Source organism: Streptosporangium amethystogenes subsp. fukuiense (assembly GCF_042665875.1).
Classification (GTDB): Bacteria; Actinomycetota; Actinomycetes; order Streptosporangiales; family Streptosporangiaceae; genus Streptosporangium; species Streptosporangium fukuiense.
This window is the reverse complement of record NZ_JBHTEE010000001.1, coordinates 5,778,040-5,791,863: the sequence shown is the minus strand read 5'-3', so window position 1 is coordinate 5,791,863 and position 13,824 is coordinate 5,778,040. Positions and strand designations below refer to the sequence as shown.

Sequence of the window (13,824 nt, the reverse complement as noted above, 5' to 3'; positions counted from 1 at the left end):
TGGGGCGTGCCCGAGGTCAACGCCCTTGTGGACGTGGTGCGCTCCGGGCTGTCCACGCCGGTCGCCGGGGCTGTGGTGGATGAGGGCGATCTGATCCGCGGGTGGCCACGCCGAGGGCCGGGAGCGGGCGTGAGGCCCGGTCCCGGCATGGATGATCAGCGGTTACGAGGCGACGGTGAGCGTCAGTACTCGACCTGCACCGAGGTCCCGGAGAACGCGGTGGTGGCGTACAGGCTGATGTAGTGGTAGCCGGCCGCCGGGTTGGTCACCGTCAGGGTCTCGCTGTTGCCGGAGTCGGCCGACCGCTGCGTGTACGCCGACCGAGTGGCCCACGTGCTGGAGCTGTAGTAGAGGTCGGCGTTCCCGGTGCCGTCAGACGACGTGATGACGATCCTGGTGGTGCCGGCCGGGAGGTACAGGTAGAAGTAGGCGTGGTCACCGGCGGTCGCGGACACGTTGCCGCGCCGGCAGTTCTTGCCCAGCTCCCTGGTGTCGGACGAGGTGCACTCGGGCAGGGTGCCGCCGCCGCCCGAGCAGGAGCCGGACGCGCAGGCGGTGAGCCAGTTCGACCAGTCGCTGTCGTAGCGGGTACCGATGGTGCTGGTCAGGAAGGTGCGGGCGCCGCTCCAGTTGCCCGTCCGGTAGTTGCCGAGGACGGTGGTGACGTCAGCCGGGCGCTTCTCGAACATGTATCGCACGGCCAGGTAACCCCAGCGGTAGACGCGGGTCGTATCGTGCGAGTAGTCGGTGTCGAACAGCGTCCTGAGCGTGTACGTCTTCTTGGCCGCCTCGGTGATCGCCGCGTCGTAGGTCACGTTCCGGTAGGAGTACGACACGTACTCGGCGAAGCCCTCGATCCACCAGATGGTCGGGGTGGTGATGCCGGCGGTGAAGTCGCCGTACATGTTGAAACGGCCGTCGAGGTAGTGGGTGTACTCGTGGTTGAGGTTCCAGATCTCGAACGCGGGCCGCAGCCACTCCGCCTCGTAGGCGATGAAGCGTGGCTGGTTACCGGCCGCGGCCGGGTCGCCCTCCAGGTACATGCCGCCGTTGTTGGTGTCGATGCCGAACATCGTCCCGGCGTAGTTCTGGTAGTCGGTGCTGGAGTGGAAGACGACGACCTCGATGGTGGTGTTGTTGTCGTTCGCCACCGGGCGGTTGCCGTCGTTCACCAGGTTGTGGAAGTACGCGTCCTGGCTCTTGAGGCTGTCACAGGCGGTGGTGAGCTGCGCGGAGGTCAGGGCCTGCGCACGGATCGTGATGCTGGGGCCGCAGGTGTACCGGATCGGCAGAACGGCGGCCGCGAGCCGCGCCTGCAGGTCGCAGGTGTCGTAGTAGGAGCAGTTGGCCTTGTCGTAGTAGTCGGTCATCTCAGCGACGCCGACCCACATGGGCGCGGTCGTGCCGGAGATGTCGCCGCGATCGAGCAGGGCCTTGGCCAGCGGACGCACCTTCGACCGCAGAGCGGTCTCCTGAAGGAAGCGGGCCATCTCCCGGCCGGAGTTCGAAACCAGGTGGCTCTGGTCGGTGCCGAGCAGGTTCCAGTTGTCGCCGGCGAAGCCGTACAGCGTGTCGATCACGCTGGGGTCCGCCTGGACGGCGGTCACGAACGCCGGGAGCTGGTGGCCGCGGAAGAGCACCGTGTAGACGTTGTTGACCGCGTTCAGCATCCACCAGCTCGTGTTGTAGGAGCTGTTGTAGCCGTTGAGCAGCCGCTTCACCACGTAGAGGTAGCGGTCGTTCTCCTCGGCGCTGTCGATCAGCGTGACCGCCTCGGCCAGCACCTCGCCGTTGGCGTCGCTCACCGTCGAGGACTTGGGGTTGCCGAAGAAGGCGTCCAGGCCCGCCTCGATCGCGGTCTTGAGCGACGGGCCGTACGTGCCCACGGTGGACGCGTTGTACCAGTGCACGTAGTAGCCGGCGCGCAGGTAGAGCACGAGCTGGGCGGTGCCGGTGGAGTTGTCACCGGGGTAGTACGACCCGTTGTCACGCAGGCCGTACGCGACGCTGCTCATCTGCGCCTCGCGGAAGGCGTAGTAGGCGTCGCTGCCGGTGAGGCCGAACAGGGTGTTGACGCAGTCGGTCGTGGCGGACTTGATCTGCTGGACCAGGGCGCTTCCGGTCCGGCTGGTGAAGTCGCTCACGTTGCACGCGGCCGCCGCCCGCACCGTGGCGGCGGACTTCGCCTTCTCCTTCATGGACGGGCGCGGGTGCGCCGGGGCGGGCTCGGGCCGATCGTAGTCATGGCGCAGCCGCTCGTTGGAGGAGGGCATCGGCGCCCGTTCGCTGACCGGGAGCGGAGAACGCCGGACGTGGTCGGCGCCGTCGGTCGCGAGCAGCGCCGGCTCGGGGGGCGGCGTCCTACCAGCGGATGCCGTCACGACGGACTTGGCGATGGGGTCGGTGGCGGCCGATGCGACCGCCGGCTGTAGGGCGAGCCCCAGGCCGAGGGCCGGGACGAGGACGAGCGCGGCCAGTGACGATTTTCTGAGCGTACGCAGGGGCGGGGTGATTCCCACGAGCAACCTCCGGGGGGTGAGGGAACGAGCGTGAGGTTGGATGTGACGGGGGAGGCCGCGGCGGCCGGAACGGCCAGGGCGCGGCGGGGGCTCCGCCGGCTCCTGGCGGACCGGCGGGCCACGTGGCTCAGGGATTTCCGAGAGCGAAGTGGTGTTGCCGTCCGTAGTTTGGTGACGAAACCAGACCAGCGGTCATAAAAGCACGCATAATTCTGGGTTATGGATCTCGATATCCGTCATCTCCGTATGATCTGCGCGATAGCGGAGTCGGGCAGCCTGACCAGGGCGGCGGCCCAGGTGGGGCTTTCCCAGCCGGCCATGACGAACCTGCTGCGCCGGATAGAGACCTTCGTCGGGGGCGAGCTCTTCGTCCGCAGCCGCTCCGGGGTGGAGCCGACACCGCTTGGCAACCAGGTCATCGCCCGCGCCCGGATCGTCCTGTCCGAGGTCGACGCGCTCTTCGGCGACCTGCATGGGCCGTCGGAGGACCGATCCCTGCGGCTGGGCTCGGTCCACGTCGGTTGCGTGGGCAGCATCGTCAACCGGGTCGGCGACGCCCTGCCCGGGCGCGAGATCTCACTGCGGATCGAGCCCTCCACGGCGCTGCTGGCGGAGGCGCTCACGCACGGGCGGCTCGACGCGGCGCTGCTCGGCGTCATAGAGGGCTTCGAGATCACACTGGCGCCGCCGGTCACCAGCCGGGCGCTGGTATACCGGTATCCGATATTCGTCGCCCTGTCGGCGAGGCACCCGCTCGCGGGAAACGAGGAGATCCGGCTGGCCGACCTCAGGGACGAGGCGTGGATCAGCCCTCCGGGAGCCGACGACGGCTCCCTCGCCGCGCTGCGGGCCTCGTGCCGGGCGGCCGGCTTCGAACCCAGGTTACGATTCGAGGCTCCGAGCGGCGCCGGCCGCCCCTTGGTGGCGGACGGGCACGGCGTGCGGCTGGTCGACCCCTGCTGGACCGCGGCGCCGGGCACCGCCGTACGACCGCTCATGGGAGAGCCGCAGGTGGCACGGCTGCTCGTCGCGTGGCACAGGGACCGCCTGGGCGATGCGACCGCCGGGGCGCTCTATCGCGGCCTCGCCGCGGCGTTCGTCGACCATGTGCACGACAATCCGCTCTTCGGACGCTGGTGGGAGGCACACCCCGAGGTGCATCCGCTGCTGTGAGGCCGCTCGCCCGGGGACGCGGAGCGCCTCGACGTCGATAATCGTGGCGTGCGACGAGTTCTACGGGGGCGGGGACAGGCCCGGTAGGCGGCGTCGGTCAGGCGGGTGAGGATACCGAAACCGGTTTGCCCGTACGGCGGCAGGACGCTAGCCTCGCGGCGGCGAGGGACGCCTGATCACTTCGTGACGAGGGAGGTTGATGAATATGGCCGCCGGCAGTCGTCTTCAGCGTGCCCTTGTCCGGTCCGCGCGAGCCTAGAGCGCCGACCGGGTCGTTCGAACGACCAGGAGTCTCTCTTGTTCTCTTTCTTCTCGATGATCGATGCCGACCTGATCACTGACCGTCTCGCCCTGCGGCCGTGGGCCCCCGGCGAGGTCGCCGCCGCCCTGGAGGGTGCTCGGCCGGTGCACTGGGCCGAGGACTTCCCCGCCGAGGGCGATCACGTCGTCGTCGGCCTGTTCGCCGAGCACCCCGCGTGGTTGGGCCAGTACGGTCACCGTCAGATCATCGAACGCGACAGCGGTCTGGTGGTCGGATCGATCGGCCTGTTCTGGCCGCCCAGCGACGGCGTCCTGGAGATCGGGTACGGCATCGTGCCCTCCCGGCAGGGACGCGGTTACGCCCCCGAGGCCACACGCGCCCTGACCGAGTACGCCTTCACCGCACCGGGCGTCCGCACGGTCTACGCCAATGTGGAACTGCCGAACCCGTCCTCGATCCGGGTCCTGGAAAAGGCCGGGTTCCAGCAGGCGGGCACCGATCCCGAGCGGAACACAGTCCGGTACCGCGCCACACCACCGGCCCGGCGATAACCGCCTCGCGGGATCGGCAGCGGCATCTCGTTGCCGATCCCGCTCACCTCCGGCGACTCCCCGGCACGGCGTGAACCTGACGATTCACCGCCCGGGTGTATCCAGTACTCTCCCTGTGGTCACTCGGAAGATGTTCGGCTTCCACCGGTCGAGCCCATGGCGAGATCCGCGAGGTACCTCTCCCGAAGCGCCACCTTCTGGATCTTCCCGGACGCGGTCTGCGGCAGCTCGCTCCGGAAGTGCCAGCTGCGCGGAACCTTGTACGAGGCCAGCCGGTCGCGGCAGAAGGCGTCGAGTTCGCCCTCGGTGAGTCGTGCCCCGTCGGCCGCCACCACGAATGCGGCACAGGTTTCGCCCCATTCGGCATCCGGCAGTCCGATCACCGTCACCAGGCTGATTCCGGGGTGGGTGTAGAGGACGTCCTCGATCTCGCGCGGGAAGATGTTCTCGCCGCCACGGATGATCATGTCCTTGAGCCGGCCCTGGATTCTGACGAACCCCGACGCGTCCATGGCCCCCAGGTCGCCGGTGTGCAGCCAGCCGTCGGCGTCGATGGCCTCGGCGGTCGCCGCGGCGTTGTCGAAGTACTCGGTCATCACGCAGATGCCGCGGGTGCATATCTCACCGAGTTCGCCGATCCCGGCCACCTCACCTGAGCTCGGGCTGATGATTTTGACCTCGGTTCCGGGCAGCGGCCGCCCCACGGTGGCCAGCGTCTCCGCATCCTGATCCCCGCCGGCGGTGTGCGTGATGTACGGCGACGCCTCTGTCTGGCCGTACCCGATGCCGACCTCGACCCCGAGCTCACGCTGGGCGCGCAGGACCAGATCGAGCGGTACGGGTGCGCCCCCGAGCGTGGTCGACCGCCAGCTCGACACATCGCGCGGCCGGTCCGCCTGCCGTTCAAGCATGCGGATCAACATGGTCGGCACGCTCAGCATGATGGTTCCCCGCTCGGCTTCGAACAGGTCCAGCATGAGGTCGGCGTCGAACCCGGCGGGAATCACGTGGCAGCCGCCGGTCTGCAGGGCGCCGAGCGTCACCAGCCCGCAGCCTGCGGTGTGGAACAGGGGCATCGGGTTGACCCACACATCGTTCGGATGCGCGCCTGCGACGGTCGCGTACCGTCGCCCGTTGGCGACGAGCCCACGGTGACTGAGCAGCGCTCCCTTCGGTCGCCCGGTGGTCCCCGAGGTGTACTGGATCTGAGCGGGATCCCTCGGCGCGACATGCGGCAGGCCGTCGCGCGCGCCGCTCTCCGCGGCCCGGAATTCGTCCCAGTCCCCGAGGGAGATCACCTCACGCACCTGAGTGCCGTCCCGCACGGCGTCGGCCATCGGCAGCAGTTCGGTCGATCGATACCGCGGCTGTACGACGATGCCCGATGCGCGGGACTGCTCCAGCACATACGACAGTTCCGCCTGCCGGAAGGCGGGATTCACCGTGACCAGGGTCAATCCCGCGAGCGCGGCACCGAATTCGAGTTGAATCCACTCCGGACCGTTTCCGGCCCACACCGCCAGGCGCTCACCGGGACTGAACCGCCGAAGCAGAGCCCGGGCGACGCGGATGGAGTCCTCCAGCAGTTCCTCGAAGGTCCAACGCCGCGCATGCTCTCCCACGACACCCTCGACGAGTGCCGTTCGACCTCCCCACCGTGAGGCGGCACGGATCAGGGCGTCCCCGATGGTGCTGTCCACGTGGTCGGGGTCGGGATCCGCGTGCCAGAGGGCGGCGGACAGGGCCGGGCGGCGGCCCTTCGCCGCGGTCATGCCCCCGCCCCCTCGAAGTAGCGACGCGGGTTGTCCACGAGAATGGTCTCGATGGTGCGGTCGGCGACACCCGCCTCGAGCAATGCGGGAATGACCTCGGTGGATATGAGGCGGTAGTTCCATTTCTCCCCCAATCGGGGGCGTTCCTCCGCCGAGACGAAGTCTATGAAGCAGGACGCATCATGCGAAACGACGATGCTCTCCGCGTAGCCCCGGCGCACGAGGCCCACGAGGGTGTCGATCCGCTGCTGGAGCGGCAGGAACGCGTCGAGTCCGAAACGGTCGAGGCCCAGCATCGAACCGGCATCCGCCAGCCGGCAGAGATAATCCAGATCGGTGCTGTCGCCCGCATGGCCGATCACCACCCGGCTCAGATCGACGCCCTCTTCCGCGAGAACCCGCTGCGCGACCAGTCCGGACTCGGATCCGACGTGCGTGTGCACGGTGATCGGAGCCCCGGTCTCGACACCGGCCTGCGCGACCGCCCTCATCGTGCGCTCCACGCCGGGTGTGAGCCCTTGAGCGTCGATGGCGCACTTGAGGAATGCGGCGCGTACGCCGGTGTCGCCGATCCCCTTCGTCAGGTCCTTGATGAACAGTTCGGTCAGCGGTTCCTCGATGTCGATGAGCAGGCCGGGACCGCGGCTGGAGAACTGGTGCGGAAGGTCGTTGAAGGTGTAGAGCCCGGTCGCGACGACGATGTTCAGGTTCGTTCGCGCGGCGATGCGTTTGATACGCGGGATGTACCGGCCGAGCCCCAGAACCGTGGGGTCCATGATGGTGTCGATGCCGAGAGACTTGAGCTCGTTCAGGTCGCGGACCGCCTGCTCGACCTTCTGGTCCTCGTCCCAGTCGTCCTGGTAGTTCTGCCGGTACTCCTCACCGAGCACGAAGACGTGTTCATGGACGAGCGTCCGGCCGAGCTCACTGGAATCGACGGGGCCGGCGACTGTCTGTATGTCGGTCATGCTTGTCCGTCCTCGGATTTCACAGTGCCACGACGACGGACTTGGTTTCGAGGTACTGCTCCAGCACGGCGTCGCCCTTCTCCCTGCCCCAGCCGCTCTGCTTGTATCCGCCGAAAGGCAGTTCGGAGCCGAAGACGTGATAGGTGTTGACGTGCACGGTTCCGGCCTTCAGCCGTTTGGCCAGCCGGTGCGCCTTCGACAGGTCGCGCGTCCACACCCCGGCCGCGAGGCCGTAGACGGTGTCATTGGCCTGAGCGGCCAGATCGTCGATATCGCTGAACGGCAAGGCCGTGACGACCGGACCGAAGATCTCCTCCCGGACGATCGGATGGTCCCGGTCGGGCCGCGCGATCACACTGGGCTGCACGTAGTATCCGTCGCGGTCCAGCGCACCGCCCCCGACCAGTGTCCGGCCCCCGGACTCCTTGCTCAGATCGAGATATCGGCCGACCCGTTCGAAGTGCTCCGCCGACACCAGGGGGCCCATGTCGGTATCCGGATCGAGGCCGTAGCCCACCCTGATGCCGCGCGCACGCTCGGCGAGACCTTCGACGACCTGGTCGAACCGGGACTCGTGCACGTAGAGACGGCTGCCGGCGGAGCACACCTCACCTTGGTTGTAGAAGATCGCCAGCGCGGCTCCCGCGATCGCGGCATCGACGTCCGCGTCGTCGAGGACGATGTTCGGCGACTTGCCGCCCAGCTCCAGTGAGACGCGCTTGAGATTGCCGGCCGCGGCGCGCACGATGCTGCGGCCGACCTCGGTCGAACCGGTGAAAGCGATCTTGTCGACGCCTTCGTGCGCGGCCAGATGAGCTCCGGCTCGTTCCCCGAATCCCGGCACGATGTTGACCACGCCCGGCGGGACGCCGGCCTCAAGGAGGAGTTCACCGATCCGCAGGGCGGTCAGCGGCGTCTGCTCGGCGGGCTTCAGCACGACGGTATTGCCGGTGGCCAGTGCGGGGGCGAGCTTCCACGCGGCCATGAGGATCGGAACGTTCCAGGGGATGATCTGTCCGGTGACGCCCAGCGGTTCGCGGGTCGTGTAGGCGTGGAACTCCTGGCCCGGCATGTAGGGCACCGACGGCGTGATAGTCGCCCCGGTGATCCGCCGTGCCGCGCCGGCCATGTACCAGAACATGTCCGCGGCGAGCGGGATCTCGACGGTGAGCGCCGCGCCGACCGGCTTTCCGCTGTCGAGTGATTCCAGTTCCGCGAGTTCCTCGGCGTGCTCGGCGATCAGGTCGCCGATGCGGTGCACGATGCGGCCCCGCTCGCTGGGCGACATGACCGACCATGGACCTTCCGTGGCGCGACGGGCCGCGGCCACCGCGCGATCGACGTCCCGTTCCGATGCCTCCGCCACCGTGCTGAGCACTTTGCCGGTGCCCGGATCGATCGTCTCGAATGTCTTGCCGTCGAGGGCATCGACGAACTCGCCGTCGATGAACAGCCGGTGCGACCGGGCAAGGAAGTCCACCGCGAGCCTGGGGGGAGTGGTCATGTCGCCTTCTCCGTTCCGAACTAGACGAGAAACTCGAGGATGCGCGGGATGACGGCGTCCGGGTCCTCGAGGCAGGGACTGTGACCCGCGGTCTTGATGCGCCAGAGTTCGGCGTTCGGAATCGCCTCGAACATCTCGTCCGACCAGGCCGGCGGGCGGGCCTGGTCCTGGGTCCCGGAGATGATGAGTGTCCGCGCGGTGATCAGGGGCAACAGGGCAAGCGCGCTCTCCCGCTGGACGACGCCCCGTGCGGCATGAGCGAGCCTGGGGGAGAGCTCGCCGAGACGCTTGGTCCACGTCTCGTGAATGTCCGAGCGGGCCGGGTCGTTGAGAACGGTCGCCGCGAACAGGATGCCCTTGACGAAGTCGACGATCTCCGGGGTGAATCCCTCCCGCTCGAACCTGTCGACGAGCGCCCCGAACAGGTCGACGTTCTCGCCGGTCTCGGCCCTCGCCGACGAGCCCATCAGCACCAGCCTGCCGACCAGATCGGGCCGGCGAGCCGCTATGCGGACCGCGACGTCGCCGCCCATCGACTGCCCGACGATCGACACAGAGGTGAGACCGAGCCGGTCTACCAGGGCGAGCACGTCGTCGGTGCACTGATCCATGGTCACGGTCGCATCGACTTCGTTCAGGCGGCCGGCCTGCCCGGGGAACTCCGGCGCGATGAACCGGAAGCGCCCGGATCCGGCGGCGACAAGGCCGTCGAAGGCGCGCGGGTCGAGGAACAGCGAGTGCAGGCAGAGCACCGGGCTCAGCTGCGACTCACCAGTGTCGATGGTCATGGGGACTCCAGATCTTTTGTGACGAGAGGCCGAGGCGCTCACCGCCCGACGATATGAGCCACGTCACAGGCATGTCAATATCTGAACCTCGCTTCAAATAATGAAATATTCACTATTTGACATAAGATTCATAGTTTGAAACCGTGCGGACATGACCACTGTTTCCGACGTCATCGCAGGTGCACTGGCCCGTCACGGGGTCGAGGCGATCCTGGGCCAAAGCAATCCGACCGAGTTGATGCTCGCCGCCGAGCGCATCGGAATCCGCCAGATCCTGTACCGGACGGAGAACGCGGGCGGCGCGATGGCCGACGGGTTCGCTCGGATCTCCGGCCGGATCGGGGTGGTGGCGGCCCAGAACGGCCCTGCCGCCGCCCTGCTCGTCGCCCCGATGGCAGAAGCCCTCAAAGCGTCGATACCGATGCTCGTGCTGGTGCAGGAGGTGCCCTCGGGCAATCGCGACCGCAACGCGTTCCAGGAGCTGGACCACTTCGCGCTGTTCGCGAGCGTCTCGAAGTGGACGCGGCGCATCGATGATCCCGCGCGCGTGGAGGACACGATCGACCAGGCGTTCACCATGGCGAACAGCGGACGACCCGGGCCGGTCGTCCTGCTCGTCCCCCGGGACGTCCTCGGAAAGCCCGCTGTGCCAGGGCGATTCGCGCGCACCGCGGACCTTGGGGCCTTCCCGCTCGACCGCCCCCGGCCGGACGCCGCCGCGGTGTCGCGGGCGGCGCGGCTCATCGCCACGGCGCGGTCTCCCCTGGTCGTCGCGGGCGGCGGAGTGCACGGTTCGGGTGCGGTGGCCGAACTGGCCGCGCTGCAGGAGATCGCCCACCTACCTGTGGTCACCACGAACATGGGCAAGGGCGCCGTGGACGAATCGGGTCCGCTGTCACTGGGGGTCGCCGCCAATGTCACCGGCGAGCGCGGACCCGCGCACTTTCACCTCCCCCTGATCGCCGGAGCCGATGTCGTCCTGCTGGTCGGTACCCGGACGAACGAGAACGGTACCGAGGGCTGGACGCTGACATCCCCCGACGCCACCTATGTCCACATCGATGTCGACCCGATCGAGGTGGGACGAAACTATGAGTCCGTACGCCTGCTCGGCGATGCCCGGGCCGCGCTCGGGGACCTCACGGCCGCCCTGGCGGCGACCGATCTCACCCTCCGCGTCGCCCGGTCGGAAGAGCTCAGGGCCACCATCGCCGCCGGCCGCCGGAGGCACTTCGAGGCCGTCACCCCGTTGCTGGAGTCCGGTGAGACCCCCATCGCCCCGGAACGCCTTTTCGCCGAGCTCGGCCGGCTCCTGGACCCCGACGACATCGTGGTCGCCGACGCCAGTTACTCCTCGTTCTGGATCGCCGGCTACCTCCTGGCGAAGCGGCCCGGCCAGCGCTTCCTCATGCCACGAGGTCTGGCCGGCCTCGGCTGGGGACTGCCCCTGGCCCTGGGAGCGAAAATCGCCGCGCCTGGGCGGCGTGTCGTCGCGGTCGTCGGCGACGGTGGCTTCGCACACGTCTGGTCCGAGCTGGAAACCGCGGTACGAGAGCGCCTTCCGGTGACCGTCGTGGTGCTCAACAACTCGGTCCTGGGAGCCCAGCGGCATGCCGAGAACGCCGTGTTCGGCGAAACGACCACCGGTGTGGAGTTCGATCCCGTGGACCACGCCGCCATCGCGACCGCCGTGGGAGCCGCGGGGATCGTGGTCGACCACCCGGACGCCATCGCCCCCGCGTTGCGGAAAGCGCTGGACTCCGGCCACACCACGGTCATCGACGTGATCGTCGACCCCGACGCCTATCCGCCCGTCCGGGCGTTCGACGCGTTCACCGACCGGCTCAACGCCCCGCTGCATCGGGCCGCGCCCGCCTCGTAACCTGATAATTTCAGATAGTGAACAGCGCTTCGGTCAAGCCCGCCCAGCAGACTCTGCAGACAGTCGAGCGAGCGCTGAGCTTTCTCGAGTACGTGGCCGCCGCCGAACCGGCGCCGACGGTGCAACAGGTCTCCGCCGGCCTCGGCCTGAACATCACGACCTGCTACCACCTGATGCGGACCCTGCTCGCGCGTGGCTACCTGGAGCGCCGAGCCGACGCCACACTCCGGCTCGGAGCCAGCGTGGGCGCCCTGTTCCGGACCTACCAGCTCGGTTTCAACACCAACGACAAGCTCGCGAGCATCGTTGGCGAACTCGCCGACACGACCGCCGAAACCTCGTTCCTGTCGACTCTCGACGACAGGAACGTGATCTTGAAAGTTCTGGTCGAAGGGTCACAACCGCTGCGTGTCAGCGGGCTCTACGTCGGCCTCACGGGCAACGAGCCACACCGCGCGTCGGGCAAGGCCGTACTCGCCCACGCCGACGCCACGCTGCGGGACGAGATCATCGCGCGCAACCTGACCGGTATGACCCCGGCCGCCCAGCGGCGATTTCGAGCGGCTCTGCTGCGGGAACTCGAGGAGATCCGGACAAGGGGGTGGGCCGTCGACATCGACTCCAGCCCCGGCATCACGACGATCGGTTCCCCGTTCTTCAAACACGAGGGCTCCATAGCCGGTGCCGTCGGCATCGTCGCACCGACGTCGCGATTCGGCGAAGCACAGGACAAGCTGGTCGGCACGGTGCTCGACGCGGCGAACAAGGCAACGGCAGTCCTCGGTCTCGCGCCATGAGTCGGCACGCCGCATACCTGTGTGTGGCCAGGACGGTCCAGTGACAGGAGGGGAATGATCGCTGCAGTGCGGTGTCCGTCCTACGCGGAGGGACCTCAGCCGGTTGTGGACCGCCGTATCGAGCGCTGAGTCGGACCCCTTCAGACGGTGCTACGGCCGTGGATGTCGATCAGCGGGGGCAGTATCCGCACCCGTTCATGAAGGTCTCGCACCGTGGCGATGTTCGTGTCGCCCAGCGTGGCCACGACCCGCTGAAGCCGCTCCCGGGCAGTGGAGCGTAGCCGCTCCGCTGGAATCCGCTCCAGCACGTCAAGAGTCCGCGCCGCAGCGTCCCCCGGATGTGGCAGCGCCTCCGCTTGAGCGAGGACCAACGTCGCCGCAGCCCAGCCCGGGGTGTGCGGCACGCACCCAGCGGCCGATGCCTCAGCCCGGTCGGCGGCCCGGTCCGCGCGCCCCAGGGCAAGCCATGCTTCCGCCTCATGCAAGTCCAGCTCGGCGGCGTCGAACCCGAACCGGCCCGGCTCCCCACCGGCAGAGTCCGCGGCGAGGATGCTGGTCGCCTCCCCCAGGGCGTGTTCAGCGTCTGCGGCCTGACCTGTCTGGGCCAGTGAGGGCAGCACCGCCCAGCCGAGCAGTTGGGCACGTACCAGCGGTGACGGAGCCCGCCCGGCACCGGCGTGAGCGTAGGCGAGAGCAGCGGGTAGATCTTGGCGATGCCGGGAGACCATGCTCTGCGCTCCGAGCGTCCACGCCGCCAGCCGGGCATCCCCTGTGCGGTCGCCGAGCGATCCGGCGACCGCCAGGTGGGTGCGAGCTCCACTGTGATCGCCCAGGTGGAAGGCGAGGTTGCCGAGGAGCGCGGACAGCCATCCGGCCGCGCGGCGTAGCTCTGTCCCGGTCACCTCGTCAGCAGGGGTGGCCAGCGCGTCGCCCAGCAGGCCGCGGGCGGCATGCACCTCGTTGAAGAGAGGTACGGGGGCGTGGCGGGAGTAGGTGAGCGCGTAGTACTCGACAGCCGCCTCGGCGAGCTCCGCCACCGCTGGGTTGCCGTGCGGGGCATCCAGCAGGGCAAGGCGAAGTGACTCTCGGATGGCGGGCAGTCCACTGGCTGTGCTCATCAGTTCTACTCCTGGCGGCAGGACCGGCGCCCACTCGGGATGGGTCTCGTACGGCTGACCGTATTCCCGCTCGCCCCGTCCACACACGCACCGTGGCCGCAAGCCGAGCTGATCCGGGTGCGTCCCGTAGGCGCGGGCGAGCATCATGGCGTACTCCTGGCCCGGCCGGTCAGGGCCGTGTTCGAAGCGGCACAGCATCGCCTCTGACAGGGCTGGTGGGTGTAGTCCGTCAGCGAGGTACAGGGCTGCGACCTGGGCGACGACTTGGGCGCGTGACCAGCCGAGAGCCAGCCGCCAGGCCTCCAGCGGGGTCAGCTCCTGACAGGTGTTGCGCAGGGCGGTAACGATCTGCTCGGTCGGGAAGCCCTCCCGTTGCCCACGGATGCGGATGCTGGCCGCTTCGCGTTGGATCTGTGCACGTCTGGACCTGGTGATCTGCCCCATGGGGGTGCACCTCCGTACGTCACGCACGCCGGTCGATGCACCGTAA

10 protein-coding genes are annotated in these 13,824 nt (G+C 68.4%); 4 read left to right on the top strand and 6 right to left on the bottom strand.

Annotated features, from left to right (window positions below; translation table 11 throughout):
• Positions 1 to 182: 182 nt before the first annotated feature.
• Positions 183 to 2,519 (bottom strand): M9 family metallopeptidase, encoded by a 2,337-nt coding sequence (locus tag ACFQVD_RS24670; RefSeq protein WP_343975264.1) that lies wholly within the window; start codon positions 2,517 to 2,519, stop codon positions 183 to 185.
• 219 nt (positions 2,520 to 2,738) lie between these two features.
• Here ACFQVD_RS24670 and ACFQVD_RS24665 point away from each other — a divergent pair, with 219 nt between their 5' ends.
• The gene (locus ACFQVD_RS24665; RefSeq protein WP_343975267.1) at positions 2,739 to 3,692 is read left to right on the top strand and encodes a LysR family transcriptional regulator; all 954 of its coding nucleotides are present in this window, start codon (positions 2,739 to 2,741) and stop codon (positions 3,690 to 3,692) included.
• Between the two features lie 297 nt (positions 3,693 to 3,989).
• On the top strand, positions 3,990 to 4,505 hold the full coding sequence (locus ACFQVD_RS24660; RefSeq protein WP_343975270.1) for a GNAT family N-acetyltransferase: 516 nt from the start codon (positions 3,990 to 3,992) through the stop codon (positions 4,503 to 4,505).
• Positions 4,506 to 4,624: 119 nt separating this feature from the next.
• On the opposite strand, the gene ACFQVD_RS24655 is transcribed toward ACFQVD_RS24660, so the two are convergent.
• The 4 genes from ACFQVD_RS24655 to ACFQVD_RS24640 are packed head-to-tail and all read right to left on the bottom strand — an operon-like array spanning position 4,625 to position 9,537.
• The gene (locus ACFQVD_RS24655) at positions 4,625 to 6,277 is read right to left on the bottom strand and encodes a class I adenylate-forming enzyme family protein (protein ID WP_343975273.1); all 1,653 of its coding nucleotides are present in this window, start codon (positions 6,275 to 6,277) and stop codon (positions 4,625 to 4,627) included.
• The gene (locus ACFQVD_RS24650; RefSeq protein WP_343975276.1) at positions 6,274 to 7,245 is read right to left on the bottom strand and encodes a phosphotriesterase family protein; all 972 of its coding nucleotides are present in this window, start codon (positions 7,243 to 7,245) and stop codon (positions 6,274 to 6,276) included. Before ACFQVD_RS24650 ends, ACFQVD_RS24655 begins: the two co-directional genes overlap by 4 nt.
• 19 nt (positions 7,246 to 7,264) lie before the next feature.
• The gene (locus ACFQVD_RS24645) at positions 7,265 to 8,749 is read right to left on the bottom strand and encodes an aldehyde dehydrogenase family protein (RefSeq protein ID WP_343975279.1); all 1,485 of its coding nucleotides are present in this window, start codon (positions 8,747 to 8,749) and stop codon (positions 7,265 to 7,267) included.
• 20 nt (positions 8,750 to 8,769) lie between these two features.
• Complete coding sequence (locus ACFQVD_RS24640; RefSeq protein ID WP_343975281.1) at positions 8,770 to 9,537, bottom strand: alpha/beta fold hydrolase; 768 nt, start codon at positions 9,535 to 9,537, stop codon at positions 8,770 to 8,772.
• A gap of 151 nt (positions 9,538 to 9,688) precedes the next feature.
• Between ACFQVD_RS24640 and ACFQVD_RS24635 the strand changes: the two genes are divergently transcribed.
• Both ACFQVD_RS24635 and ACFQVD_RS24630 read left to right on the top strand, forming a co-directional pair.
• On the top strand, positions 9,689 to 11,419 hold the full coding sequence (locus tag ACFQVD_RS24635; protein WP_343975283.1) for an acetolactate synthase catalytic subunit: 1,731 nt from the start codon (positions 9,689 to 9,691) through the stop codon (positions 11,417 to 11,419).
• Positions 11,420 to 11,436: 17 nt separating this feature from the next.
• Complete coding sequence (locus ACFQVD_RS24630) at positions 11,437 to 12,216, top strand: IclR family transcriptional regulator (protein WP_343975285.1); 780 nt, start codon at positions 11,437 to 11,439, stop codon at positions 12,214 to 12,216.
• Between the two features lie 140 nt (positions 12,217 to 12,356).
• Here ACFQVD_RS24630 and ACFQVD_RS24625 read toward each other — a convergent pair whose 3' ends face one another.
• A complete protein-coding gene (locus ACFQVD_RS24625) occupies positions 12,357 to 13,778 on the bottom strand; it encodes a helix-turn-helix domain-containing protein (RefSeq protein WP_343975288.1) in 1,422 nt (473 codons plus the stop codon).
• Positions 13,779 to 13,824: the final 46 nt, after the last annotated feature.

Excerpts from the sequence above, each read along its gene's own strand:
- ACFQVD_RS24665 (WP_343975267.1), top strand. The coding sequence starts at position 2,739 with ATGGATCTCGATATCCGTCATCTCCGTATGATCTGCGCGATAGCGGAG.
- ACFQVD_RS24655 (WP_343975273.1), bottom strand. The coding sequence starts at position 6,277 with ATGACCGCGGCGAAGGGCCGCCGCCCGGCCCTGTCCGCCGCCCTCTGG.
- ACFQVD_RS24650 (WP_343975276.1), bottom strand. The coding sequence starts at position 7,245 with ATGACCGACATACAGACAGTCGCCGGCCCCGTCGATTCCAGTGAGCTC.
- ACFQVD_RS24645 (WP_343975279.1), bottom strand. The coding sequence starts at position 8,749 with ATGACCACTCCCCCCAGGCTCGCGGTGGACTTCCTTGCCCGGTCGCAC.
- ACFQVD_RS24640 (WP_343975281.1), bottom strand. The coding sequence starts at position 9,537 with ATGACCATCGACACTGGTGAGTCGCAGCTGAGCCCGGTGCTCTGCCTG.
- ACFQVD_RS24635 (WP_343975283.1), top strand. The coding sequence starts at position 9,689 with ATGACCACTGTTTCCGACGTCATCGCAGGTGCACTGGCCCGTCACGGG.
- ACFQVD_RS24625 (WP_343975288.1), bottom strand. The coding sequence starts at position 13,778 with ATGGGGCAGATCACCAGGTCCAGACGTGCACAGATCCAACGCGAAGCG.